We start from the raw sequence: 24,497 nt of genomic DNA on the forward strand, positions 1-24,497 counted from the left end.
ACGTGGCCCGCCCCCCGAAAAAGCGCCGCTGGGCGCAGGACCGGCGCTCGTCGCTGGTGATCGCGGGGACGGGTGTGCTTTGGCTTCTGGCCCTCTGGCTGGGAGAGGCGCTGGATCTGTCGCAGCGGATCCGTGGGCTGTTCGACCTTATGGCGCTGGGGGGCTTTGCCCTGGGGCTGTGGATGACATATGACGCGTGGCGCGCGCGGAAGCGCCGCGACGAGGAAGGGTGAGAGCCGATGCTCAAGGACCAGGACCGTATCTTCACCAACATCTACGGCATGCATGACCGCACGCTGAAGGGCGCGCAGTCGCGCGGGCACTGGGACGGCACCGCCGGCATCCTCGGCAAGGGCCGCGACTGGATCATCGACGAGATGAAGGCCTCCGGCCTGCGCGGCCGCGGCGGCGCCGGCTTCCCGACCGGCCTCAAGTGGTCCTTCATGCCCAAGGAAAGCGACGGCCGCCCCTCCTACCTCGTGGTGAACGCCGACGAATCCGAGCCCGGCACCTGCAAGGACCGCGAGATCATGCGGCACGATCCGCATACGCTGATCGAGGGCTGCCTGATCGCCAGCTTCGCGATGCAGGCCCATGCCTGCTACATCTACATCCGCGGCGAATACATCCGCGAGCGCGAGGCCCTGCAAACCGCCATCGACGAGGCCTATGAGGCCGGTCTGCTGGGCCGCGATGCCTGCGGCTCTGGCTGGGACTTCGATCTTTACCTGACGCATGGCGCCGGCGCCTATATCTGCGGCGAGGAGACGGCCCTTCTCGAAAGCCTCGAGGGGCGCAAGGGCATGCCGCGGCTCAAGCCGCCGTTCCCGGCCGGCGCCGGCCTCTACGGCTGCCCGACCACCGTGAACAACGTCGAATCGATCGCCGTGGTGCCGACCATCCTGCGGCGCGGCGCCTCCTGGTTCTCGAGCTTCGGGCGCGAGAACAACGCGGGCACCAAGCTTTTCGCCATTTCGGGCCATGTGAACCGCCCCTGCGTCGTCGAAGAGGCGATGTCGATCTCCTTTAAGGAGCTGATCGACAAGCATTGCGGCGGCATCCGCGGCGGCTGGAAGAACCTCAAGGCGGTGATTCCCGGCGGCTCGTCCGTGCCCGTCCTGCGCGGTGAGACCATGGAAGACGCGATCATGGACTTCGACTGGCTGCGCGAGAACCGCTCGGGCCTCGGCACCGCCGCGGTCATCGTGATGGACCAGTCGACCGATATCATCAAAGCGATCTGGCGCCTGTCCAAGTTCTACAAGCACGAAAGCTGCGGCCAGTGCACCCCCTGCCGGGAAGGCACCGGCTGGATGATGCGGGTGATGGAGCGTCTGGTGAAGGGCGAGGCCCGGCCCGAGGAAATCGACATGCTGCTCGACGTGACCAAGCAGGTCGAGGGGCACACGATCTGCGCCCTGGGCGATGCCGCCGCCTGGCCGATCCAGGGCCTGATCCGCAACTTCCGCGACGAGATCGAGGATCGGATCAAGTCCAGCCGCCCGGCAAGCTTCATCGCCGCCGAATAGGGGCAGGGGCCGCCGCGCCCTTCCCCAATCTTCTCTTTGAAAATATCCCCGCCGGAGGCCCCGGCCGCCACGAGCTGGCGGCCGGGGCCTCTTGCATCGCGGGCAGCGATTCGCGCCCATGTCCTGCACCCCAGCAAGCCGGATCGGGTCATGTTTCCGAATGTTACCGGCGCAGCCGCGTTTCGGCCCCGTTTCCGGCGCGTCTGGGCAACGCGGCGCCGAGAAAACCGGGCTCAAGCAGCGGTGATATTGAATGGCAACCTCTCTGCGGCACAGTGACGGCACAAATCACAGGACCGGCGGCAGAGCAGTGACCGACCGGCCGACAGGAGAACCGCCATGCCGCTCCCCCGAGCCGCCCGTACCCTTGGCCTGATCTTCGGCTTCGCGATCGTCGCCGGCGCCACCGCCGCGCTGCCCGCCCTGCGCGAGAATGATCGCATCCGCGAGGGGCTGATCGACGCCGCCATCGCCTACGAGATCGGCGACAACTGCGGCACGCTCAGCGCGCGCCTCTTCGACGGGCTGTTCTTCCTGAACGGGCTGCGCAACCACGCGCTGGATCTGGGCTACAGCCGGGCGCAGGTCGATGCCTTCATCGACAACGACGCCGAGAAGGACCGGCTCGAGGAACTGGCCCGCCAGCGCTTCACCCGCCTCGGCGGAACCGAGGGCGACGAGGCGAGCTACTGCGCCGTCGGCCGGGCCGAGATCGCGCGCGGCAGCCAGATCGGCCGCCTGCTGCGCTAGGCCCGTAGCGCCACCTTCGGCACGCTGCTGCGACGTAACGTCGCTGCACCGGGGATAATTTGCAGATTTTGCCCGCCGATCCGGCTGGCATCGTCCGGCGGAGCGCGCTAGAAGGCCCCCACTCCTCCCGCCCCAGCGCCGACCCGGGCGCGGGCGGGCGGCGATACCAGAAGGGGGCCCAGCCATGTCGGATCTGCGCAAGATCATCATCGACGGCCAGGAAGTCGAAGTCCCGCAGGCGATGACGCTGATCCAGGCCTGCGAGGCCGTCGGCGTGGAAATCCCGCGCTTTTGCTACCACGAGCGGCTCTCGATCGCCGGAAACTGCCGTATGTGCCTCGTCGAGGTCGTCGGCGGCCCGCCCAAGCCCGCTGCCTCCTGCGCGATGCAGGTCAAGGACATGCGTCCCGGCAAGAACGGCGAGCCGCCCGAGATCAAGACGAATTCCCCGATGGTCAAGAAGGCCCGCGAGGGGGTGATGGAGTTCCTGCTCATCAACCACCCGCTGGATTGCCCGATCTGCGACCAGGGCGGCGAGTGCGACCTGCAGGACCAGGCTATGGCCTATGGCGTCGACTTCTCGCGTTACCGCGAGCCCAAGCGCGCCACCGAGGACCTGAACCTCGGCCCGCTGGTCGAGACGCATATGACGCGCTGCATCTCCTGCACCCGCTGCGTGCGCTTCACGACCGAGGTCGCGGGCGTTTCCGAGATGGGCCAGACCGGCCGCGGCGAAGACGCCGAGATCACCACCTATCTCGCGCAGACGCTGTCCTCGAACATGCAGGGCAACATCATCGACCTCTGCCCCGTCGGTGCGCTGGTGTCGAAGCCCTATGCCTTCACCGCCCGCCCCTGGGAGCTGACGAAGACCGAGACCATCGACGTGATGGACGCGCTCGGCAGCAACATCCGGGTCGATACCAAGGGCCGCGAAGTCATGCGCATCCTGCCGCGCAACCATGACGGCGTGAACGAGGAATGGATCTCGGACAAGACGCGCTTCGTCTGGGACGGCCTGCGGCGCCAGCGCCTCGACAAGCCCTATGTCCGCAAGGACGGCAAGCTGCGCCCCGCCACTTGGGCCGAGGCGCTGACCGCCGCCGCCGCCGCGATGAAGGGCAAGACCGTCTCCGGCCTCGTCGGTGACCTTGCCTCCGTCGAGGCGACCTATTCGCTCAAGCGGATGATCGAGGGTCTGGGCGGCGTGGTCGAATCGCGCACCGACGGCGCCAAGCTGCCCGCCGGCAACCGCGGCGCCTATGTCGGCACCGCGACCATCGCCGATATCGACGATGCCGAGATGATCCAGTTGATCGGCTGCGAGCCCGCGCTCGAGGCGCCGGTGCTGAACGCCCGCATCCGCAAGGCCTGGCTGAAGGGCGCCCAGATCGGCGTCGTCGGCGGCGCGCGCGGCGCGACCTACGACTTTGCCGATGTCGGCCCGGGCCGCGAGGCGCTGGCCAAGCTCTCCGGCACCGAGGTCTCGGAAGAGACGAAGGCCAAGCGCACGCTCGTGATCGTCGGGCAGGCCGCCCTGACCGGCGAGGACGGCGCGGCGGTGCTGGCCCATGTGATGAAGCTGGCCGAGAACTCCGCATCCAAGGTGCTGGTGCTGCATGGCGCCGCCTCCCGTGTCGGCGCGCTCGACGTGGGCGCGGTGGCCGAGGGCGGGATCGCCCAGGCGCTGGACGCGGAGGTGATCTACAACCTCGGCGCCGACGAGATCGACCTGCCCGAGGGCAAGTTCGTGATCTATCAGGGCAGCCACGGTGACCGCGGTGCCCACCGCGCCGACATCATCCTGCCGGGTGCCGCCTATACCGAGGAGAACGGTCTCTTCGTGAACACCGAAGGCCGTCCGCAGCTTGCCCTGCGCGCCGGCTTCGCCCCCGGCGAGGCCAAGGAGAACTGGGCCATCCTGCGCGCCCTCTCGGCCGAGCTGGGGCAGCAACTGCCCTGGGACAGCATGGCGCAACTGCGCCAGGCGCTGGTCAGCGATCACCCGGTGGTCTCGCAGATCGACACCGTGCCGGAAAACCGGCTCGCGCCGCTCGAGGCCGGCGATCTGGGGCAGGGGGACTTCCCCCTTGGCGTCCAGAGCCACTACCTGACGAACCCCATCGCCCGCGCCAGCGTGCTGATGGGCGAGCTGACGGCACAGGCCGCGACGCTGAACCAACCCGCCATGGCCGCGGAATAAGGCATGAGGGCAGCCGTATCAGCCACCCTCGCGCTGACCGCGCCGATGCTCGGGCTTGCCGGCTGCGGTGAGAGTGCGGCCTCGGCCGCTGCCGAGGGCGTGACCTACGAGGGCGTCGAGACGCGCCTGCTGGACGGCGATCTCGTCGCCTTCGACGTCGCGCTGCGCGGTGCCGAGGGGCCCGAGGCGGTGATCCGCTATGCCGAATGCGCCGCGGCGCAATACACGCTGATCCGTGGCTACGGCTTCGCCCGCCACATCCGTACCCAGGTCGCCGAAGAGGGCGGGCGCTGGGACGCGGACGCGGTCTATACAATCTCGCCGGCGCTGCCTCGCGGCCTGCGTACCATCGACGCCGAAGTGACGGTCGCAAGCTGCGGCCAGAGCGGCATCCCCACGGTCTGAGGACATCATGGCGCATTTCTTCACCGAAACCGGACTTGGCATCTTCCTGATGGTCATCGGGCAGTGCCTTCTGGTTCTGGTGCCGCTTCTGGTGGCGCTGGCCTTCCTGCTTTACGCCGACCGCAAGATCTGGGCTGCCGTCCAGCTGCGCCGCGGCCCCAACGTCGTCGGCCCCTTCGGCCTGATGCAGAGCTTCGCGGACTTCGCGAAGTACCTGCTGAAGGAGGTCATCGTGCCGGCCGGCGCCGACCGCACGGTCTTCTTCCTCGCGCCGCTGCTGGCCTTCGTCTTTCCGATCATCGCCTGGTCGGTGGTTCCGCTGTCGGACGGCTGGGTGCTGTCGAACATCAACATCGCCATCCTCTACATCTTCGCCGTCTCGAGCCTCGAGGTCTACGGCGTGATCATGGGCGGCTGGGCCTCGAACTCGAAGTATCCCTTCCTCGGCAGCCTGCGCTCGGCTGCGCAGATGATTTCCTACGAGGTTTCGCTGGGCCTGATCATCATCGGCATCGTGATCTCCACCGGCTCGATGAACCTGTCGTCGATCGTCTACGCGCAGGATACCGGCTACGGCATGCTCGGCTGGTACTGGCTGCCGCACTTCCCGATGATGTTCCTCTTCCTGATCTCGGCCATGGCTGAAACCAACCGGCCGCCCTTCGACCTGCCAGAGGCGGAATCGGAGCTGGTTGCCGGCTATCAGGTGGAATACTCCTCGACGCCCTTCCTGCTGTTCATGATCGGCGAATACGTCGCGATGACGCTGATGTGCGCCCTCGTCGCGCTGCTCTTCCTGGGCGGCTGGCTGTCGCCGATCCCCGGCCTGCCCGACGGCGCGCTGTGGATGATCCTCAAGATCATCCTCGTCTTCATCGTCTTCGCGATGACTAAGTCGGTCGTGCCGCGCTACCGCTACGACCAGCTGATGCGGATCGGCTGGAAGGTCTTCCTGCCGCTGTCGCTCGGCTGGGTCGTGCTGATCAGCTTCCTCGCCCGCTACGAGGTGCTCGACCACTTCTGGGCCCGCTGGGACCGGACCGCCCCTGTCATCGAGGCGCAGCTGACGCCCGAGCAGGAGACGACGATTGCCTCTGCCGCCCCGATCGATGCGGTTGCAGAGCCCGTGGTGCAGCCGTGAGCGGCGCCGCGAAACCGATGACGGAGGGCTCGTGATGGCCGCCACGCAAATGGACTGGACCCGCGCAGCGAAGTATTTCCTGCTGTGGGACTTCATCAAGGGGTTCGGCCTTGGCTTCCGCTACTGGGCCAAGCCGAAGCACACGGTGAACTACCCGCACGAGAAGGGCCACCTGAGCCCGCGGTTCCGCGGCGAGCATGCGCTGCGCCGCTACCCCTCGGGCGAGGAACGCTGCATCGCCTGCAAGCTGTGCGAGGCGATCTGCCCCGCGCAGGCGATCACCATCGACGCCGAACCGCGCGAGGACGGCAGCCGCCGCACCACGCGCTACGACATCGACATGACCAAGTGCATCTACTGCGGCTTCTGCCAGGAAGCCTGCCCGGTCGATGCCATCGTCGAGGGCCCGAACTTCGAGTTCGCGACCGAGACGCGCGAAGAGCTGTACTACGACAAGGCCAAGCTGCTCGCCAACGGCGACCGCTGGGAGGCCGAGATCGCGAAGAACCTCGAACTCGACGCGCCGTACCGGTAAGGCGGCGATGAGCGGGCGGCACGCCGCCTGCGGAACCTAGGAAGCGGACGAGAGCCCATGAGCGTCATCACCTTCACCTTCTACCTCTTCGCGCTGGCGACCGTCGCCGGCGGGCTGTTCACGGTGATCGCGCGCAACCCCGTGCATTCGGTGCTGTGGCTGATCCTGTCGTTCCTCAGCTCTGCGGGCCTCTTCGTGCTGCTGGGCGCGGAATTCGTCGCCCTGCTGCTGGTCATCGTCTATGTCGGCGCGGTTGCGGTGCTGTTCCTCTTCGTCGTGATGATGCTGGACGTCGACTTCGCCGAGCTTCGGGCCGAGATGGCGAAGTACATGCCGCTGGCGCTGCTGATCGGCGTGGTCATCCTGATGCAGCTGGGCCTCGCCTTCGGCGTCTGGGGCTATTCCGAGGGCTACCAGGAGCGGCTCGCCGCCCCGGCCGTGGTCGAGGTGCAGAACACCGCCGCGCTCGGCCTGCTGATCTACGACAACTACATCCTGCTGTTCCAGCTGGCCGGCCTGATCCTGCTGGTCGCGATGATCGGCGCGATCGTCCTGACCCTGCGCCACCGCGTGGACGTCAAGCGGCAGAACGTGCTGCAGCAGATGTACCGCGACCCCAAGAAGGCGCTGGAAATGCGCGACGTGAAACCGGGGCAGGGCCTGTAAGGCCCTCGCTCGAGGCAAGAAAAAGGGGCGCGCGCCCCGGAGGGACGAAACGATGGAACCAGTGGCAGTGGTCGCGCAGGCGCCCGTGGGCCTGGAGAGCTACCTGATCGTCGCGGCGACGCTGTTCGTCATCGGCATCTTCGGGCTGTTCCTGAACCGCAAGAACGTCATCATCATCCTGATGTCGATCGAGCTGATCCTGCTCGCGGTGAACATCAACTTCGTCGCCTTCTCGAGCTTTCTCGGCGATCTCGTCGGGCAGGTCTTCACGCTCTTCGTGCTGACGGTCGCCGCGGCCGAGGCGGCGATCGGCCTTGCGATCCTCGTCTGCTTCTTCCGGAACCGCGGCACCATCGACGTCGAAGACGTCAACGTGATGAAGGGCTGAGACGATGCTGACGATCATTCTTTTCGCCCCGCTCGTCGGCGCCCTCATCGCGGGCTTCGGCTGGCGCATCGTGACCGAGCAGGGCGCGCAGTGGATCACCACCGGCCTGATGGCGCTCGTCTGCCTGCTGTCCTGGATCGTGTTCCTCAACACCCCCGACGAGGCGCGCCACGTCGAGATCTTCCGCTGGATCAGCTCGGGCACGCTCGACACCTACTGGTCGATCCGCCTCGACCGGCTGACCTCGATCATGCTGATCGTGATCAACACCGTCTCGGCGCTCGTGCACCTCTACTCCATCGGCTACATGGCCCATGACGAGAACTTCCGCGAAGGCGAGCACTACAAGGCGCGCTTCTTCGCCTACCTGTCGTTCTTCACCTTCGCGATGCTGACGCTCGTCACCGCAGACAACCTCGTGCAGATGTTCTTCGGCTGGGAAGGCGTGGGCGTCGCCTCCTACCTGCTGATCGGCTTCTACTTCCGCAAACCCAGCGCGGGCGCGGCGGCGATGAAGGCGATGATCGTCAACCGGGTCGGCGACTTCGGCTTCGTCCTCGGCATCTTCGGCCTGTTCCTTCTGACCGACAGCATCGACTTCGACACCGTCTTCGCCGCGATCCCCGGCCTCGCCGGCCAGCGGATGGAATTCCTGGGCCTGAACTTCCAGGCGCTCGAGGTGATCGGCGTGCTGCTGTTCATCGGCGCGATGGGCAAGTCGGCGCAGTTCCTTCTGCACACCTGGCTGCCCGACGCGATGGAGGGCCCGACCCCGGTCTCGGCCCTGATCCACGCCGCTACCATGGTCACGGCGGGTGTCTTCCTCGTCTGCCGCATGTCGCCGCTTTACGAATTCGCGCCCGATGCGCAGATGATCATCGTCGTGATCGGCGCCACCTCGGCCTTCTTCGCCGCGACGATCGGCCTCGTGCAGACCGACATCAAGCGCGTGATCGCCTATTCGACCTGCTCGCAGCTGGGCTACATGTTCGTCGCCGCCGGCGCGGGCGTCTATTCGGCCGCGATGTTCCACCTGCTGACGCATGCCTTCTTCAAGGCGCTGCTGTTCCTCTGCGCCGGTTCGGTCATCCACGCGATGCATCACGAGCAGGACATGCGGAACTACGGCGGGCTGCGGAAGAAGATCCCGCATACCTTCTGGGCCATGGTGATCGGCACGCTCGCCATCACCGGCGTCGGCATCCCGCTGACCCACATCGGCTTTGCCGGCTTCCTGTCGAAGGACGCGATCGTCGAAAGCGCCTATGCCGGTGCCGGGGCCTATGCCTTCTGGATGCTGGTCATCGCGGCGGCCTTCACCAGCTTCTACAGCTGGCGGCTGATCTTCCTGACCTTCTTCGGCGAGGCGCGGGGCGATCATCATGCCCATGACCACGCGCACGAGAGCCCGCTGGTGATGCGTATCCCGCTTTACGTCCTGAGCCTTGGCGCGATCTTCGCCGGGATGCTGTGGTACGCGCCCTTCTTCGGTGACCATGCCCGCGTCGAGCAGTTCTTCGGCATCCCCTCGGCCCATGCCGAGGCGAGCGAAGAGCACGGCGAGGGTGTCGTGGCCGCCACGCATGAGCTGGCCGAGGGCGACCTCGATCATGCCGGCGAGGCGCTGGTCGAGGGCGGCGAGGAAAGCCATGCCGCAACGCGTCTGGCCGTTCCGGGCGAGGGGGCGATCTACATGGCCCCGTCGAACCACGTGCTGGACGAGGCGCACCATGCCCCCACCTGGGTCAAGGTCAGCCCCTTCGTCGCCATGCTGCTGGGCCTGATCCTGGCCTGGGCGGTCTATATCTTCCGCCCCGGCACGGCCGATGCCATCGCGCGCAACCAGCGCCCGCTGCATACCTTCCTGATGAACCGCTGGTACTTCGACGAGCTCTACAACACGGTCTTCGTCCGGCCGGCGCAGGGCATAGGCGGCTTCCTCTGGAAGCGCGGTGACGGCAATGCCATCGACGGGTCGATCAACGGCATCGCGATGGGCATCGTGCCCTGGTTCACGCGCCTCGCGGGGCGAGCGCAAAGCGGCTACGTGTTCAGCTATGCGCTGACGATGGTGATCGGCCTCGCGCTGATCCTGACCTGGGTCTCGATCGGTACGGGAGCGGAATGATGGGTAACCTGCTGTCACTCACCACCTTCATCCCGCTTCTGGGCGCGGTGATCCTTGCGCTGTTCCTGCGCGGCGATGACGTCGCGGCGCAGCGCAATGCCAAGTGGGTCGCGCTGGCGACCACCGCCTTCACCTTCGTGGTGTCGCTTTTCATCCTCTTCGGCTTCGACAGCTCGAACCCGGGCTTCCAGTTTGTGGAAGAGCGGCAGTGGCTGCTGGGCCTGACCTACAAGATGGGCGTCGACGGCATCTCGGTGCTCTTCGTGCTGCTCACGACCTTCCTGATGCCGCTCGTCATCGCCTCGACCTGGGACGTGACCACGCGGGTCAAGGAATACATGATCGCCTTCCTGGTGCTCGAGACGCTGATGATCGGCGTTTTTGTCAGCCTGGACCTAGTGCTGTTCTACCTGTTCTTCGAAGCCTCGCTGATCCCGATGTTCCTGATCATCGGGATCTGGGGCGGCGCGAACCGGATCTACGCGGCCTTCAAGTTCTTCCTCTACACCTTCCTCGGCTCGGTGCTGATGCTGGTGGCGATGATGGCGATGTTCGCGCAGGCGGGCACCACCGACATCCCGACGCTGATGGCCTTCGACTTCCCCAGCCAGACCATGTCGGTCTGGGGCCTGTCGATCGTCGGCGGCGCGCAGACGCTGATGTGGTTCGCCTTCCTCGCCAGCTTCGCGGTCAAGATGCCGATGTGGCCGGTGCACACCTGGCTGCCCGATGCCCACGTGCAGGCGCCGACGGCCGGGTCTGTCGTGCTGGCTGCGATCCTTCTGAAGATGGGCGGCTACGGCTTCCTGCGGTTCTCGCTGCCGATGTTCCCCGTCGCCTCAGAGCTTTGGGGCGAGCTGATCCTCTGGCTCTCGGCGATCGCGGTCGTCTACACCTCGCTCGTGGCGCTGGTGCAGGAGGACATGAAGAAGCTGATCGCCTATAGCTCTGTCGCGCACATGGGCTTCGTGACGGCGGGCATCTTCTCGCTGAACCAGCAGGGCCTCGATGGCGGCATCTTCCAGATGATCAGCCACGGCTTCATCTCGGGCGCGTTGTTCCTTTGCGTCGGCGTGGTCTACGACCGCATCCATACCCGCGACATCGCCGCCTACGGCGGGCTCGCGAACCGGATGCCGGCCTATGCGACGGTCTTCATGCTCTTCACGCTGGGCAACATCGGCCTGCCCGGCACCTCGGGCTTCGTCGGTGAATTCCTGACGCTGATGGGGATGTTCCAGGCGAACACCTGGATCGCCTTCGTCGCCGCCATCGGCATGATCCTCTCGGCGGGCTACGCGCTGTGGCTCTACCGCCGGATCGTGCTAGGCGACCTGATCAAGGAAAGCCTGAAGACGATCACCGACCTGACCCCGCGCGAGAAATGGATCTTCGCCCCGCTGGCGGTGATGACGCTGCTGCTGGGCTTCTATCCCAGCCTCGTCACCGACGTGACCGGCCCCGCCGCCGCGCAGCTGGTGGAGCGGGTCGAGACGGCGAACGCCGATTACACCGCGACGACACAGATGGCAGAGAACTGACATGATCTCGAACGACATCCAGACCCTCCTGCCCGAGATCCTGATCGCGGTTTACGCGATGCTGGCGCTGCTTGCCGGGGCCTACGGCGGCAAGGACAAGATCGCCCCGGCGCTGACATGGATCACCGCCGCGGTCTTCGTGGTGATCGCCTTCTTCATCGGCACGGGGGAGGGGGTTCACCCCGCCTTCGGCGCGACCTTCATCGACGACGGCTTCGCCCGCTTCGCCAAGGTCACGATCCTGCTTTGCGGCGCGGTCGTCCTGCTGATGAGCCGCGAGTACCTGCGCCGCCGCGACCTGATGAAGTTCGAGATCCCGATCCTGATCTCGCTCTGCACCGTCGGCATGATGGTCATGGTCTCGGCTGCTGACCTGATGACGCTCTACATGGGGCTCGAGCTTCAGTCGCTGGCGATCTACGTCCTCGCCGCGATCCGCCGCGACAGCGTGAAATCGACCGAGGCGGGCCTGAAGTACTTCGTCCTCGGCGCGCTCAGCTCGGGCCTGCTGCTGTATGGCGCATCGCTGGTCTACGGCTTTGCAGGCACCACGCATTTCGCCGGCATCATCGTCGCCGCGGGCGGCGAGGTCAGCCTTGGCCTGCTCTTCGGTCTGGTGTTCCTGATCGCCGGCTTCGCCTTCAAGGTCTCTGCCGCGCCCTTCCACATGTGGACGCCCGATGTCTACGAAGGGGCGCCGACGCCGATCACTGCCTTCATGGCCACCGCGCCCAAGGTCGCGGCCATGGCGCTGTTTGCGCGGGTCGTCTACCAGGGCTTCGGCGGCGTTGCCGAGGACTGGCAGCAGATCCTGGCCTTCCTTTCGGTGGTCTCGATGTTCTGGGGCGCCGTGGCGGCCATCGGCCAGACCAACATCAAGCGCCTGATGGCCTACAGCTCCATCAACCACATGGGCTTTGCGCTGATGGGCCTCGCCTCGGCGACCGCCTTCGGCGTGCAGGCGATGCTGATCTACATGGCGATCTACGTCACCATGAACATCGGCGCCTTCGCCTTCATCCTGTCGATGGAGCGGGACGGCCGCCCGGTGACCGACATCGGATCGCTGAACCTTCTGGCCCGGTCCGAGCCGCTCAAGGCGCTGGCGCTTCTGGTGCTGATGTTCAGCCTTGGCGGGGTGCCGCCCTTCGTCGGCTTCTTCGGCAAGCTCTACGTCTTCCGCGCCGCCATCGACGGCGGGCTGATCTGGCTGGCCGTGGCGGGTGCCGTCGCGAGTGTCATCGGCGCCTTCTACTACATCCGCATCGTCTACCTGATGTACTTCGGGCAGGAGCGCGAGGGCCTCGACAAGACCTCGCAGCCGATGCTCTGGGGCTTCATGATGGCCTCTGCCGCGATCATGGTGCTGGGGGTCGTGAACCTTTTCGGCATCGAGGGGGTCGCCGCAGCCGCGGCGGCAACCCTTGTCCCCTGAGGGTCCCGATCTCGGCCCGCGCGGCGGGCTCTGGCCCGAGGGCTTCGGCCTCGTCCAGCTGGACGAGGCCGTCAGCACGATGGACGAGGCACGCCGCCTTCTTCCCGATCTCGAGCGTCCGACATGGGTCATGGCGCACCGCCAGAGCGGTGGGCGCGGTCGGCGCGGGCGTAGCTGGCAGATGCCCGAGGGCAATCTGGCGGCAACGCTGATCTACCGCCCCGAGGCCACGCCGCACGAGGCCGCGAAGCGCAGCTTTCTCGCTGGTCTTGCGCTGTTCGAGGCGCTGGCGATCCATGTCGACCGGACCCGGCTGTCGCTGAAATGGCCGAACGACGTGCTTCTGGACGACCGCAAGGTCGCCGGCATCCTGCTGGAAAGCGCCGGGGCAGGGGCCTATGTCGACTGGCTCTCCATCGGGATCGGCGTCAATGTCGCCGGTGTTCCGGAGGGGCTCGAGGCAGAGGCCTTTCCCCCGATCTCGCTGGCCGAGGCGGGCGCCGAGGTCACGGCGGAAGAGGTCCTGACCCTAATCGCCGAGATGTTCGCCACCGAAGAGGGCAAGCTCGGCGCCTTCGGCTTTCCGTACCTGCGCGAGGAATGGCTGCGCCATGCCGCCCGCATCGGCGAGGTCATCACCGCGCGCCTGCCTGACGAAGAGGTCACGGGCCGCTTCGACACGGTGGACATGGACGGCAACCTGATGCTGGAAACGGCCGAGGGTCCGCGCCTGATCGCCGCCGCCGACGTGTTCTGGGGCTGACGCCGTGCTTCTCTGCATCGATTGCGGCAATACCAACACGGTCTTTGCCCTCTGGGACGGTGCCCGGATCAGGGGCACATGGCGCACCTCGACCGACTGGCGCCGGACGGCGGACCAGTACTACGTCTGGCTGTCGACGCTGATGGCGGCGCAGGGGGTCGAGGGGCGGATCGAGGAGGTCATCATCTCCTCGACCGTGCCGCGGGTCGTGTTCAACCTGCGCGTCCTTGCGGATCGCTACTACGGCACGCGGCCCATGGTGGTCGGCAAGCCGGAGGTGCAGCTGCCGGTGCCGCCGCGGGTCGATCCCGGTACGCAGGTCGGCCCCGACCGGCTGGTCAACAGCGCCGGCGCGCATGACCGGCACGGCGGCGACCTGATCGTCGTGGACTTCGGCACGGCCACCACCTTCGACGTGGTGGCGCAGGACGGCGCCTATGTCGGCGGGGTGATCGCACCGGGCGTGAACCTCAGCCTCGAGGCCCTGCACCAGGCGGCGGCGGCGCTGCCGCATGTCGACGTGACCAAGCCGCAGCAGGTGGTGGGGACCAATACCCTCGCTTGCATGCAGTCCGGCATCTTCTGGGGCTACATCGGCCTCGTCCGCGGCATCTGCGACCGCATCAAGGGCGAATACGGCCAGCCCATGCGCATCATCGGGACCGGAGGACTCGCCCCCCTCTTCGCACAGGGCGACGTGCTGTTCGACACAATCGAAGACGATCTGACAATCCACGGGCTGACCGTGATACACCAAGCGAACAAGGAGACCGCATGAGCGGCGAAAGATTGATCTACCTCCCCCTCGGGGGCGCCGGCGAAATCGGCATGAACGCCTATGTCTACGGCTACGGCAAGCCGGGGCAGGAACGCCTGATCCTGGTGGACCTGGGCGTGACCTTCCCGGACATGGACACGACGCCCGGCGTCGACCTCATCATGCCGGACATCAGCTGGCTCGAAGAGCGCAAGGATCGCCTCGAGGCGATCTTCGTGACCCACGCTCACGAGGACCATGTCGGCGCCGTCGGCCACCTCTACGACCGCCTGCGCACGCCGATCTACGCGCGCAAGTTCACCGCCGCCATCGCCCGCCACAAGCTGGACGAGCATGGCGCGCCGGAGAGCGCGCTGGTCGAGGTGCAGGCCTGGCCCCAGCAGCTGGAGTTCGGCCCCTTCAAGATCGGCTTCCTGCCGATCAGCCACTCGATCCCCGAAAGCTCGGGCCTGTGCATCGACACGCCCGCGGGCCGCGTCCTGCACACCGGCGATTTCAAGATCGACGCCTCGCCGGTCGTGGGCGAGGCCTTCGATCGCGGCCTCTGGGAAGAGGTCTCGAAGCCCGGTGTGAAGGCGCTGATCTGCGATTCGACGAACGTCTTCTCGCCCGAGCCGGGCCGTTCGGAGGCCACGCTTCAGCCGGCGCTCGAGGAGATGATGTCCAAGTCGACGGGCCTCGTCGTGGCGACGACCTTCGCCTCGAACGTCGCGCGCCTCAAGACGCTGGCCATCGCGGCGCAGCGGTCGGGGCGGACGATCTGCCTTCTGGGCCGCGCCATGCGCCGCATGGTCGAGACGGCAACGGAGACCGGCCTGCTGACCGGCTTTCCCAAGACCGTCGGCCCCGAGGAGGCGACCGGCATCCCGCGCGACAACCTGATGCTGCTGGTCACCGGCAGCCAGGGCGAGCGGCGGGCCGCCAGCGCGCAGCTGGCGCAGAACGGCTACCTCGGGCTGAAGCTGCAGGAAGGGGATACCTTCCTCTTCTCCTCGCGCACGATCCCGGGCAACGAGCGCGGCGTGATCAAGATCATGAACCAGCTCTCGGAGAAGGGTGTCGACATCCTCGACGACGAGGGCGGGCGCTACCACGTCTCGGGCCACGCCAACCGGCCTGACCTGCAGATGATGCATTTTATCACGCGTCCGCAGATGCTGGTCCCGATGCACGGCGAGCACCGGCACCTGCGCGAGCATGCCAAGCTGGGCGAGGCCGGGGGCCTCACCTCCATGGTCGCGGTCAACGGCATGATGATCGACCTCAGCGGCAACCGCCCCACCGTGGCCGAGTACATCGAGACCGGGCGCAGCTACCTTGACGGGTCGGTGATGATCGGCGCGATGGACGGCGTGGTGCGCGACCGTATCCGCATGGCGCTGAACGGGCACCTGACGATCACGCTGATCATCGACGAGAACGACGAGGCGCTTGGCGATCCCTGGGTCGAGGTCATGGGCCTGCCCGAGACAGGCCGCTCGAAAAAGCCGCTGGTCGAGGTGGTCGAGGCCGACCTCGCCAAGGTCATGGCGCGGGCCAAGAAGTCGCTGCTGCGCGACGAGGAGGGCCTCGACAAGGAACTGCGCAACGCCGCGCGCCGCACCGCCCAGTCCGAGGTCGGGCGCAAGCCCGAGGTCGAGGTGATCGTCAGCCGGCTCAACTGACCGCGGCGGACCTTGCCGATGATGCGAAGGGCGCCCCTCGGGGCGCCCTTCGTGCGTTCAGCCCGAGCAGTAGTAGACCGCGCCGCCCACGACGACGACAGAGGCCGCGGCCGCGCCGATCGCGGCGGGGGCGGCCATGGCGGTGCCGAGGCCGCTGGCCAGCGTGCCGCTGCCCTGAACGATATTCGCGGCGAGGTAGCGCGCCGAGCCGCGCATGACCGCCGCGCCCGTGCTGTGCATCAGAGAGCGGCCTTCCTCGGGGTCCTCCTGCGGCTGCGCGCCAAGGGCCATGGCGCCGATATGCGCCGCCGCGCCCGCGGCCTCCGAGGCCGCGGCGGTGATGCGGTCGCAGACCGCGACGGAGCAGCGCGAGGAGGCGCCACGCTCGCCCGGGACCAGCAGCCAGCCCGCGTCGTCGGGATCGGTGGCAAGGCACCAGCCCTCGACCTCCTCTGGCGGCAGCTCGACCGCGAGGAAGGCGAAGAGGACGCGGCTGTCGCAGGCCACCGGCTCGCCCCAGGCGCGGCTCCAGCTGCGGCCGGGCAGGGCGGTCAGACGCTCTCTCAGCGAGCGCTGGGTGCCGAAGTCGATGTCGGTGTCGTATTCGATCAGCCGCTCCTGCCCGTTCACGCTGGCCCGGCAGCGCGCGGTATCGGCCGCGGCGGCCGAGACGAGGGTGAAGAACATGGATAGGGCAAGGATAAGGATGCGCATGGCACGAGCTACAGCGGCTTTCGCGCTGCCGTCAATTCACGCTTTGTCGGGCCGTGAACGCAAACGGGCGGGGGAAATCCCCCGCCCGGTATCGCGGCGCATCAAGGCCGCTTGGGTGCTGTGGTCGAGGCTCAGCTCGCGCGGCGCTCGGCGAAGCTTAGGGCGATGAAGCTGGGCACGTCCTCGCCGAGGCCGACGACAGAGGGCTCGCGCCCCCCCTTGCCGCGCCCGCGCTGGCGCGGCTTGTCCTCGGGGTCCTGCGTGGCAGCAGGGGCAGGGGCAGCAGCCGGGGCCTCGGGCGCCGGGGCTTCTTCGGCGGCCGGGGCTGCCGTTTCCTGCGCCTTCTGACCGCGAGAGCCGCGGCCGCGCCCGCGCGAGGCGGGCTTGCGCGGCTCGGCGGCAGGCTCTTCGGCCTGCGCAGGGGCCGGCTCCGCCTTGGCGGTCGCCTCGGCGGCGGGCTCGGGCTCCGCCTGCTTGGCCGGCTCCGGCTGCGCCTGGGCCTCGGGCGCGGTTTGCGGGGCGGCCTCTGCCGTCTCCGCCTCGGTGCTGCGAGTGCGGCGGCGGGTGCGGCTGCGCTTGGGCTTGTCCTCGGCCTGCTCTGCGGCGGGGGCGGGGGCGGCATCGGCATGCGCGGGCTCGGCGGCGGGGGCCGTCTCGGCCGGCTGCGCGCTGCCTTCGAGGCGCGGGATCTCGGACTGCACCAGCGATTCGATGGCGGCGAGGTTCTTCTCGTCTTTGGCAGCGCAGATCATCACCGTCGTGCCCTTGCGCCCGGCGCGGCCCGTGCGGCCGATGCGGTGCACGTAATCCTCGGCATGGCTGGGCACGTCGTAGTTGATGACATGGCTGACCGCCGGGATGTCGAGGCCGCGGGCGGCGACGTCGGAGGCGACGAGGAAGGTCACTCGTCCCTCGCGGAAGCCGTCGAGGGTGCGCGTGCGCTGCGCCTGGTCGAGATCGCCGTGGATCGGCTCGGCGTTCAGGCCGGCCTTCTTCAGGCTTTTCGCGACGACATCGACGTCCATCTTGCGGTTGCAGAAGATGATCGCGTTCGTCAGCTCGGTCTCGCCCTCGATCACGCGGCGCAGAAGGGCGCGCTTCTCGGAGCCTTCGCGGTCCTTGCGGCTGGGCTTGAACATGATCACGCCCTGCTTGATGTTCTCGCCGGTGGTGGCGGCGCGGGCCACCTCGATCCGGGCGGGATTCGACAGGAAGGTATTGGTGATCCGCTCGATCTCCGGGGCCATGGTGGCGCTGAAGAACAGCGTCTGCCGGGTGAAGGGCGTCAGCGAGAAGATGCGCTCGATATCCGGGATGAAGCCCATGTCGAGCATGCGGTCGGCCTCGTCCACGACCATGACCTGCACGCCGGTCAGCAGCAGCTTGCCACGCTCGAAATGATCCAGCAGGCGGCCGGGGGTGGCGATCAGCACGTCGACGCCCTTGTCGATCAGGGCGTCCTGCTCCTTGAAGGAGACGCCGCCGATCAGCAGCGCCTTGGTCAGCTTGGTGTGCTTGGCATAGGTGTCGAAGTTCGCGGCGACCTGTGCGGCCAGCTCGCGCGTCGGCGCCAGCACCAGACTGCGCGGCATCCGCGCCCGGGCCCTGCCGCGGCCCAGCATGTGGATCATCGGCAGGGTGAAGCTGGCGGTCTTGCCGGTGCCGGTCTGGGCGATGCCCAGCACGTCGCGCCCTTCGAGCGCGGGGGGAATCGCGCCGGCCTGGATCGGCGTCGGCGTCTCGTAGCCCGCTTCGAGGATGGCCTTGAGGACCTTGGGATCTAGATTGAGGTCGGAAAATTGGGTCATGCGCGCCCTTTCGATGGTGCGGCTGATGGCCGCTGGCATCGGCGCGGCCCGGCCCGGCCGGATTGCCGGAGCGTTCGTTTCGAGTTCCCATAGGGGAAATGTCGAGAATGGTCAATATTTCCGCTCGGGAACGGCTAAGGTCCTTCTGCGTTGATTGGCACGCAATAACTTTGGGAACGGTTGGAATGATCGAGAAATTTGGAACCGCGATCTGGAACGGTGGCATCAAGGACGGGTCTGGCAAGATCTCGACCCAGACGGATACGCTGCAAAGCGCGCCCTACGGCTTCGCGACGCGCTTTGAAGGTGGCAAGGATGGCACCAACCCTGAGGAGCTGATCGGCAGCGCCCATGCGGCATGCTTCGCCATGGCGCTGTCCAAGGAACTCGGCGATGCCGGCTTCCCGCCCGAGGAGATCGAGGCGCGCTCGACCATCTATCTCGACCAAGAGGGCGGCGGCTTCGCCGTCAAGCGCGCGCATCTCGACGTCAAGGCGCGGGTGCCGGGCGCCAGCCAGGACGATTTCGCGAAGGCCGCTGAGAGCACCAAGACCGGCTGCCCGATCAGCAAGCTGCTGAGCTGCGAAGTCACGATGGACGCGCAGCTGCTGGGCTGACAGCCGAAGCCTGCGACGAGGACGATGAGGCCGGGCCAAAGCGCCCGGCCTTTGCCGTTCGTGGTCTCGCGCGTGCCAAGAGCGCGGCGAGGGTCGCCCGGAACCTGCCGTGGAAGCCCCACGGCATGGCAGAACGCTGCTCTAGTCTTTCGTGAGGATGACGCCGCCCATCGACGCGGTGTTGCCGCCAGAGGTCATCGTACCGTCCACGATAGAAATCGCTGTCTCGGTGCCGTCCTCAGCCGTCGCGAAGCCGCCGCGATGGGTTCCCTCGATCTCGAGGCGGGTCGTGCCATGCGTCAGCGTGCCCGCGATCGGCCCCTCGAAGGAGAAATCGTCCTCCGGATGGCGCTGGCGGTCAATGTCCGTGGGCGCGATCGTCAGCGACCCGTCGTAAGCGCGGTCGGCCTCGTCCACGAAACTGTCGGCGCGGCCACCGATGCGCGAGGCGGCGAAGTCGGCGGTCATGCTGGCCCTGCCGATCAGGGCGCCGGGCCGGAACTCCGGCGAAAGCTCGTCCTGCGTAAGAAGGATGGAGCCGTCGTAGCGCGCAGAACCCGAAACCGGCAGATCGGCGCCGCTGATCCCCTCCGCCGTATCGACCAATGCCTCATCCTCCAGAAAGGACTCGAGCCTGGTGTCGAAGACGCGGGGGGCGAGGGGGCCATCCGTGTCGCTGCCCCCGCCGGAGTTGCAGGCCGAGAGGGCCAGCAGCATCGAGGTGGCAATGGGACTGAAATATTTGGCGGTCATGCTGGCCTCTCCCTGGGTACGAACGGCTTGAGCCGTATTCGATGCCCTATGCACGCTTTACGTGCGTGCCCCAATAGCGAAGAGACCCTGGGGGAGACGTCCATCGGATCTGGTGCGCCGGGGCCACGCGGCGAGGCCGATCCGTCAGCCGCCGACCATCATCTCCTTGGTGGCGGTCAGCCGAACCTCGGGGTGATCGCGCTCGACCCGGTCGATGTCCCACTGCATCCGCGTGAGATAGACCATGTCGCCGTCGTTGTCGGTGGCCATGTGCTGCTTGTTCTTCGCGGCGAAGGCCTCGACAGCCGGCTTGGCGCCGGCCACCCAGCGGGCGGAGGTGAACTGCGAGGGCTCGAAGCGGACGGGCAGGCCGTATTCCATCTCGATCCGGCTGGCGAGCACCTCGAACTGAAGCTGGCCGACCACGCCCACGACGAAGCCCGAGCCAATGGCGGGCTTGAAGACCTTGGCCGCGCCTTCCTCGGCGAACTGGCTGAGCGCCTTGTCGAGGTGCTTGGCCTTCATCGGATCGCCCGCACGGCAGTTCTGCAAGAGCTCGGGCGCGAAGGAGGGGATGCCGCTGACGCGGATCGCCTCGCCTTCCGTCAGCGTGTCGCCGATGCGCAGCTGGCCGTGGTTAGGGATGCCGATGATGTCGCCGGCCCAGCCTTCCTCGGCCAGCTCGCGGTCCGAGGCGAGGAAGAGCACCGGGTTCGAGATCGCCATCGGTTTCTTCGTGCGGACATGCGTCAGCTTCATGCCGCGCTGGAAATGCCCCGAGGCAAGGCGCACGAAGGCGACGCGGTCGCGGTGCTTGGGGTCCATGTTGGCCTGCACCTTGAAGACGAAGCCCGAGACCTTGGTCTCTTCCGGCGCGATCTGCCGCGGCTCGGCCTTTTGCGGCTGCGGCTCGGGGGCATAGGCGCCGATGCCTTCCATCAGCTCTTTCACGCCGAAGGAGTTGATCGCGCTGCCGAACCAGATCGGCGTCATCGTCCCGTCCTGCACCGCCTGCGGGTCGAGCGCGGGCAGAAGCGCGCGCGCCATCTCGACCTCCTCGCGCAGCTGCGCGAGCTGATGGGCGGGGATATGCTCGGCCATCTTCGGATCGTCGAGGCCGTCGATCTTCACCGTCTCGGCGACGCGGTTGCGGTCGGCGCGGTCCATCAGCTCGAGCCGGTCGTAGATCAGGTCGTAGCAGCCAAGAAACTCTCGCCCGACGCCGATCGGCCAGGAGGCGGGGGTGACGTCGATGGCGAGGTTGTCCTGGATCTCGTCGATGATCTCGAAGGTGTCGCGGCTTTCGCGGTCCATCTTGTTGCAGAAGGTCAGGATCGGCAGGTCGCGCAGGCGGCAGACCTCGAAGAGCTTGCGGGTCTGGCTCTCGACGCCCTTGGCGCCGTCGATCACCATGACGGCGGCATCCACCGCCGTCAGCGTGCGGTAGGTATCCTCGGAGAAGTCCGAGTGGCCGGGGGTGTCGACGAGGTTGAAGCGGAAGCGGTCGAAATCGAAGGACATGGCGCTGGCGGAGACCGAGATGCCCCGGTCCTTTTCCATCTGCATGAAGTCGGAACGGGTGCGCCGCGCTTCGCCCTTGGCGCGGACCTGGCCGGCCATCTGGATCGCCCCGCCGAAGAGCAGGAACTTCTCGGTCAGCGTGGTCTTGCCGGCGTCGGGGTGCGAGATGATCGCGAAGGTCCGGCGGCGGGCGATTTCGGGGGGGAGCGCGGGGCGATTGGACATGGGCGCTATCTAGGCGCGCGGCGCGGCAAGGGCAATCGGGCGCGCGGGCCGAAACCTCGGCGGGGGGCCAGCCCCCCGCACCCCCCGGAGTATTTGGAGAAACATGAAGGGGCGGGTCAGCCCCTTTGCAGTTTCACCGCCTCCTGACGGGCGAGGCGCATGAGGTGGGCGACGAAGGGGCGGGCGGTGTCCTCGGCGCGGGTGGCGGCGTAGAGGCGGCGGCTGAGGCCGGCCTCGGTCAGCGGGCGCGTGACGTAATCGGCATTGTAGCGCACCTGCCGCACCACCCAGTCCGGCAGCACCGCGACGCCCCGGTTGGAAGCGACGAGCAGCAGGATCACGGCCGTCAGCTCTACCTGGCGGATCGTCCCCGGCTCGACCCGCGCCGGCGTCAGCAGCTGGCTGAAGACATCGAGGCGGGCGCGGTCGACGGGATAGGTGATCAGCGTCTCGCCGCGGAAATCCTCGGCCTCGATGAAGGGTTTGGCGGCCAGCGGATGGGCGGCGGCGGCGACGAAGACCGGCTCGTAATCGAAGAGGGGGGTGAAGTCGGTCTCGGGCAGATCCTCGGGGTCGGAGGAGATCACCACGTCGACCTCCTCGCGGCGCAGGGCGGACATGGCGTCGAAGGCGAGGCCGGGGCGGATGTCGACATCGACCTCGGGCCAGGCCTTGCGGAACTGCTCGAGCACCGGGAAGAGCCATTCGAAGCAGGCGTGGCATTCGATCGCGATATGCAGCCGCCCGGCCTTGCCAGAGACGAGGCCGGCGAATTCCGCCTCGAGCGCGGCGACGCGGGGCAGGATCTCTTCCGCGGCGGCGAGCAGCTTGTGCCCGGCGGCGGAGAGCTTCAGCGGCTTGGAGCGGCGCACGAAGAGCTCGACCCCGGCCTGTTCCTCGATCCCCTTGATCTGGTGGCTCAGCGCGCTTTGGGTGATGTTCAGCCGGTCCGCCGCGCGCGCGAGCCCGCCGGTGTCGTGGATCGCCTTGATCGTGCGCAGGTGGCGGAACTCGATGTGCACGGGGAGCTCGTCAATCTCGGGCGGGGTAGGAGTCTGTCTCATGCATGGCTTGCCGCCACAAGGCCCGGGGCCGGGGGAGGGCCCGGGCCGGGTGCCGTAACGGCGGGCGCCGAAAATGGCTTGCACTCGGCGCTCGCCAAGGTAAAAGCCCGGCCACGGCGCTGCTGTAGCTCAGAGGTAGAGCACTCCCTTGGTAAGGGAGAGGTCGAGAGTTCGATTCTCTCCAGCAGCACCAGTTAACCTCCTGAAATCGCTAAATTTTCTTTATCGGCAGGCTCGATCTGGGGAGTGCTCCAGCGTTCAAATGAACGATCGCCAGCCGGCCAAGGCCGATTCAGAGGCGCCGCTGAGGCTTCCAGCGGTGGTCGGCGGGGCAGTATAGGATCGGCCCGTCGATCCTGTTCGCATGCATCCCAGGCGCGTAGACAGTGATCGGCTCGAGATTGTCCGTGTCGACTAGCGCGAGGAATGTGCCGCGCCCCGGCACGTCGAACTCGAAGAAGCGGCGCCCCCCTTTTCCGACGCGGCCGACGAAGTGTACGAGGTCCCATCGGTCCTGCTTTAGCGCCCACCTGATCCCATCCCGCAATGCAGAGGGATCAAAGCCCGGAATACGCTCGCTCACCCGATCGACGAAGTGCCGGCACGGATCCCCGCCCGACCTACCCATCACCGCCCCCGCTTCAATAACCGTTTTCATTCTCCACCCGCCCTTACTTGTCGGTGCTGCTACTCCATTAAAATACGGCACTTACCGGCTGATCCTGCGGCGCTACCTAGGGCACGAAAAAGCCCGCCTCGGCAAAGCCGGGCGGGCTTTATGCGTCGTCATGCCAGTGGAGAATTGGCCGGCCCCGACGCTGCAGCGGTTTTCATGTGAAGCGGCACTCACTGCTTATCCGCTCGCCGAATCCACCGGCCTCGGCCGGACCCCTCGGCGTGGGTATGAGAATTCTGTAGCAGGCCGCGGCGCGCGGCCTGCGGCGCTACTCGAGCCAGGCAACGAGGAGGTGCTCGAGCCCGAGCATCAGTGCGGCAACGAATGCGTGCCGGCCGTCGTGGACCACGAAGTCTTCGCCCTCCCACCGCCCGTTCGGGCAGGGCCACTTCTGCGCAGCGCCGAGCGCAAGCTGCTGCCGCATGGCGGCGTCAACATCTCCGATAGCCATCCTAGACCGGTTCGCGATCCGGACGCGGTCGATCGGCGCGTAGCCGGTGACGATCCGCCGGCCGGGCGGGACGATGAGGCTCCGGTCCTCGTAGACCATCGCCGCCGCCGCCGTCGTGATGCTGCCGTCCATGCCGATCTCCTCTTCATGTAAGCCCGCCTGCCCGGCGGCTGAAGATTTCAGTATCAGGCCGTGACAACCGAACCCGCGGCCCGGCGCAGCGCCGCCAGGCGCCTTGCGGCGTGAAGCACTGCGGCAATAGCGTTGACTTCATTGTCGAGCTTGATCTGCCTTCTGTCTTCGAAATTGCAGATCTCGTCGGCGATGATGATCGGCACCTCCTTGTCGATGCTGTAAAACCCCATGCGATTGCGCATGCCCTTGCGAAAAGACTTCGCCTGCTTCTCGTCCACCGCTTCGCGGCGAGCGCTGTATTCGCTGATGCCCGCCCGGATCTCGTTCGCATCGATACCGGTAAGAATGGAGACGATTTCAACACGATCTTTCATTTCAGATCTCCTTTTCGGTGATTTCGTTAATGAGTTCCGGGCGAAAGCCGCACCAGTGCCGATCGCCGGCAACGACGACGGGAGCCTGGCGGTAGCCGAGCTCGGTCACGCGGTCCATCGCCTCTGCATCCTTGGTCATGACCTGCCCCCCGGAACGTCCCTCGGTTCAATGTAGAGTTTGCTTCATCCCGAAGGAGCAGACGACATGAGGAAAAGCCGCTTCACCGAGGCGC

24 protein-coding genes, 1 tRNA gene and 1 pseudogene are annotated in these 24,497 nt (G+C 67.0%); 17 read left to right on the forward strand and 9 right to left on the reverse strand.

The window, feature by feature from the left end:
• Positions 1–2 precede the first annotated feature (2 nt).
• From DFP88_RS11795 to DFP88_RS11865, 15 genes are all read left to right on the forward strand, one after another.
• Entirely contained in the window at positions 3–233 is a 231-nt protein-coding gene (locus DFP88_RS11795; RefSeq protein WP_110814728.1) for a DUF5337 domain-containing protein, read from the forward strand.
• Between the two features lie 6 nt (positions 234–239).
• Entirely contained in the window at positions 240–1,529 is a 1,290-nt protein-coding gene (gene nuoF / locus DFP88_RS11800; protein ID WP_110814730.1) for an NADH-quinone oxidoreductase subunit NuoF, read from the forward strand.
• A 339-nt stretch (positions 1,530–1,868) separates the two neighbouring features.
• Complete coding sequence (locus tag DFP88_RS11805) at positions 1,869–2,279, forward strand: DUF5333 domain-containing protein (protein WP_110814732.1); 411 nt, start codon at positions 1,869–1,871, stop codon at positions 2,277–2,279.
• A gap of 184 nt (positions 2,280–2,463) precedes the next feature.
• On the forward strand, positions 2,464–4,482 hold the full coding sequence (gene nuoG / locus DFP88_RS11810) for an NADH-quinone oxidoreductase subunit NuoG (RefSeq protein WP_110814734.1): 2,019 nt from the start codon (positions 2,464–2,466) through the stop codon (positions 4,480–4,482).
• Between the two features lie 3 nt (positions 4,483–4,485).
• Positions 4,486–4,887 (forward strand): hypothetical protein, encoded by a 402-nt coding sequence (locus tag DFP88_RS11815; RefSeq protein WP_110814736.1) that lies wholly within the window; start codon positions 4,486–4,488, stop codon positions 4,885–4,887.
• Positions 4,888–4,894: 7 nt separating this feature from the next.
• Positions 4,895–6,028: an NADH-quinone oxidoreductase subunit NuoH gene (nuoH, locus tag DFP88_RS11820; RefSeq protein ID WP_110814738.1), complete on the forward strand. Its 1,134-nt coding sequence runs from the start codon at positions 4,895–4,897 to the stop codon at positions 6,026–6,028.
• Between the two features lie 34 nt (positions 6,029–6,062).
• Complete coding sequence (nuoI, locus tag DFP88_RS11825; protein ID WP_110814740.1) at positions 6,063–6,563, forward strand: NADH-quinone oxidoreductase subunit NuoI; 501 nt, start codon at positions 6,063–6,065, stop codon at positions 6,561–6,563.
• Positions 6,564–6,620: 57 nt separating this feature from the next.
• Entirely contained in the window at positions 6,621–7,229 is a 609-nt protein-coding gene (locus DFP88_RS11830) for an NADH-quinone oxidoreductase subunit J (protein ID WP_110814741.1), read from the forward strand.
• Positions 7,230–7,281: 52 nt separating this feature from the next.
• Positions 7,282–7,617, forward strand: coding sequence for an NADH-quinone oxidoreductase subunit NuoK (nuoK, locus tag DFP88_RS11835; RefSeq protein WP_110814743.1), 336 nt, complete (start codon positions 7,282–7,284; stop codon positions 7,615–7,617).
• A 4-nt stretch (positions 7,618–7,621) separates the two neighbouring features.
• On the forward strand, positions 7,622–9,745 hold the full coding sequence (gene nuoL / locus DFP88_RS11840; protein ID WP_110814745.1) for an NADH-quinone oxidoreductase subunit L: 2,124 nt from the start codon (positions 7,622–7,624) through the stop codon (positions 9,743–9,745).
• Positions 9,745–11,286, forward strand: a complete 1,542-nt coding sequence (locus tag DFP88_RS11845) for an NADH-quinone oxidoreductase subunit M (RefSeq protein WP_110814746.1) — start codon at positions 9,745–9,747, stop codon at positions 11,284–11,286. The genes nuoL and DFP88_RS11845 overlap by 1 nt, the downstream gene beginning before the upstream one ends.
• A gap of 1 nt (position 11,287) precedes the next feature.
• On the forward strand, positions 11,288–12,721 hold the full coding sequence (gene nuoN / locus DFP88_RS11850) for an NADH-quinone oxidoreductase subunit NuoN (protein WP_181418626.1): 1,434 nt from the start codon (positions 11,288–11,290) through the stop codon (positions 12,719–12,721).
• Positions 12,711–13,484: a biotin--[acetyl-CoA-carboxylase] ligase gene (locus tag DFP88_RS11855; RefSeq protein ID WP_110814748.1), complete on the forward strand. Its 774-nt coding sequence runs from the start codon at positions 12,711–12,713 to the stop codon at positions 13,482–13,484. The genes nuoN and DFP88_RS11855 overlap by 11 nt, the downstream gene beginning before the upstream one ends.
• A gap of 4 nt (positions 13,485–13,488) precedes the next feature.
• The gene (locus DFP88_RS11860) at positions 13,489–14,262 is read left to right on the forward strand and encodes a type III pantothenate kinase (RefSeq protein ID WP_110814750.1); all 774 of its coding nucleotides are present in this window, start codon (positions 13,489–13,491) and stop codon (positions 14,260–14,262) included.
• Positions 14,259–15,926 carry a ribonuclease J gene (locus tag DFP88_RS11865; RefSeq protein ID WP_110814752.1) on the forward strand — a complete coding sequence of 556 codons (1,668 nt, stop codon included), beginning with the start codon at positions 14,259–14,261 and terminating at the stop codon, positions 15,924–15,926. Before DFP88_RS11860 ends, DFP88_RS11865 begins: the two co-directional genes overlap by 4 nt.
• Positions 15,927–15,983: 57 nt before the next feature.
• On the opposite strand, the gene DFP88_RS11870 is transcribed toward DFP88_RS11865, so the two are convergent.
• Positions 15,984–16,640, reverse strand: a complete 657-nt coding sequence (locus tag DFP88_RS11870; RefSeq protein WP_110814754.1) for a hypothetical protein — start codon at positions 16,638–16,640, stop codon at positions 15,984–15,986.
• 131 nt (positions 16,641–16,771) lie between these two features.
• Entirely contained in the window at positions 16,772–18,448 is a 1,677-nt protein-coding gene (locus DFP88_RS11875) for a DEAD/DEAH box helicase (RefSeq protein WP_110814854.1), read from the reverse strand.
• Positions 18,449–18,633: 185 nt separating this feature from the next.
• On the opposite strand from DFP88_RS11875, the gene DFP88_RS11880 reads away from it, so the two are divergent.
• Positions 18,634–19,065 carry an OsmC family protein gene (locus DFP88_RS11880; protein ID WP_146227484.1) on the forward strand — a complete coding sequence of 144 codons (432 nt, stop codon included), beginning with the start codon at positions 18,634–18,636 and terminating at the stop codon, positions 19,063–19,065.
• Between the two features lie 141 nt (positions 19,066–19,206).
• On the opposite strand, the gene DFP88_RS11885 is transcribed toward DFP88_RS11880, so the two are convergent.
• The 3 genes from DFP88_RS11885 to DFP88_RS11895 all read right to left on the reverse strand — a co-directional run bounded on the left by DFP88_RS11885 (position 19,207) and on the right by DFP88_RS11895 (position 22,586).
• On the reverse strand, positions 19,207–19,818 hold the full coding sequence (locus DFP88_RS11885) for a hypothetical protein (protein ID WP_110814756.1): 612 nt from the start codon (positions 19,816–19,818) through the stop codon (positions 19,207–19,209).
• A 144-nt stretch (positions 19,819–19,962) separates the two neighbouring features.
• A complete protein-coding gene (locus tag DFP88_RS11890) occupies positions 19,963–21,564 on the reverse strand; it encodes a peptide chain release factor 3 (protein ID WP_110814757.1) in 1,602 nt (533 codons plus the stop codon).
• 116 nt (positions 21,565–21,680) lie between these two features.
• Entirely contained in the window at positions 21,681–22,586 is a 906-nt protein-coding gene (locus DFP88_RS11895; RefSeq protein ID WP_110814758.1) for a LysR family transcriptional regulator, read from the reverse strand.
• A gap of 160 nt (positions 22,587–22,746) precedes the next feature.
• Here DFP88_RS11895 and DFP88_RS11900 point away from each other — a divergent pair.
• A tRNA-Thr gene (locus DFP88_RS11900) sits at positions 22,747–22,821 on the forward strand.
• 99 nt (positions 22,822–22,920) lie between these two features.
• Here the strand turns inward: DFP88_RS11900 and DFP88_RS11905 are convergent.
• The 4 genes and pseudogenes from DFP88_RS11905 to DFP88_RS11920 form a co-directional block, all read right to left on the reverse strand.
• Positions 22,921–23,286, reverse strand: a complete 366-nt coding sequence (locus tag DFP88_RS11905) for a hypothetical protein (RefSeq protein ID WP_110814760.1) — start codon at positions 23,284–23,286, stop codon at positions 22,921–22,923.
• Between the two features lie 286 nt (positions 23,287–23,572).
• The gene (locus DFP88_RS11910) at positions 23,573–23,887 is read right to left on the reverse strand and encodes a hypothetical protein (protein ID WP_220032322.1); all 315 of its coding nucleotides are present in this window, start codon (positions 23,885–23,887) and stop codon (positions 23,573–23,575) included.
• Between the two features lie 53 nt (positions 23,888–23,940).
• Complete coding sequence (locus DFP88_RS11915; protein ID WP_110814762.1) at positions 23,941–24,264, reverse strand: hypothetical protein; 324 nt, start codon at positions 24,262–24,264, stop codon at positions 23,941–23,943.
• Position 24,265: 1 nt separating this feature from the next.
• Positions 24,266–24,403 (reverse strand): annotated as a pseudogene (locus tag DFP88_RS11920) (thioredoxin domain-containing protein); the annotation flags it as partial.
• Between the last annotated feature and the right edge of the window lie 94 nt (positions 24,404–24,497).

The sequence above is a fragment of the Pseudoroseicyclus aestuarii genome, assembly GCF_003217255.1.
GTDB classification, from domain to species: Bacteria; Pseudomonadota; Alphaproteobacteria; order Rhodobacterales; family Rhodobacteraceae; genus Pseudoroseicyclus; species Pseudoroseicyclus aestuarii.